1 protein-coding gene is annotated in these 515 nt (G+C 47.0%); it reads left to right on the top strand.

Features of this window, described 5'->3' with window-relative positions; all coding sequences use genetic code 11:
- Nucleotides 1-21 precede the first annotated feature (21 nt).
- A partial coding sequence (locus tag F0U44_RS23920) for a hypothetical protein (RefSeq protein ID WP_149730579.1) occupies nt 22-515 on the top strand: 494 nt, incomplete at its 3' end.

Below are 515 nucleotides of genomic sequence, written 5' to 3'. Positions count from 1 at the left end.
ACAGGTTACAACGCTCCGAAGATGAAGCCCGTCATAGTTATTCTATGTCTTTTCGTGGCATCTCTGTATGCTGCAGATTCCGACGTCCCTAACGACATTCTGGAGGAGCAGCTTTACAATAGCATCGTCGTTGCCGATTACGACAGTGCGGTTGAAAAGAGCAAGCATTTATACGAGGAGAAGAAGAGCGAAGTCATCACAAATGTAGTGAACAAACTGATACGAAACAACAAGATGAACTGCATGGAGTACGCTTATCAACTTTGGCTCCAGGGCTCCAAGGACATCGTCCGTGATTGTTTCCCAGTTGAGTTCAGACTTATCTTCGCCGAAAACGCCATTAAGCTTATGTACAAGCGCGACGGTCTCGCTTTGACGCTGAGTAATGATGTTCACGGCAACGATGGCAGACTTGCCTTCGGCGACGGTAAGGACAAAACAAGCCCGAAAGTCAGCTGGAAGTTCATTGCTCTGTGGGAGAACAACAAGGTCTACTTCAAGATCTTGAACACTGA

This window comes from Nocardioides humilatus (genome assembly GCF_008373755.1).
Lineage (GTDB): Bacteria > Actinomycetota > Actinomycetes > Propionibacteriales > Nocardioidaceae > Nocardioides > Nocardioides humilatus.
Note: the sequence above shows the minus strand (reverse complement) of the source record. Positions and strands in the feature narration are given on the sequence as shown.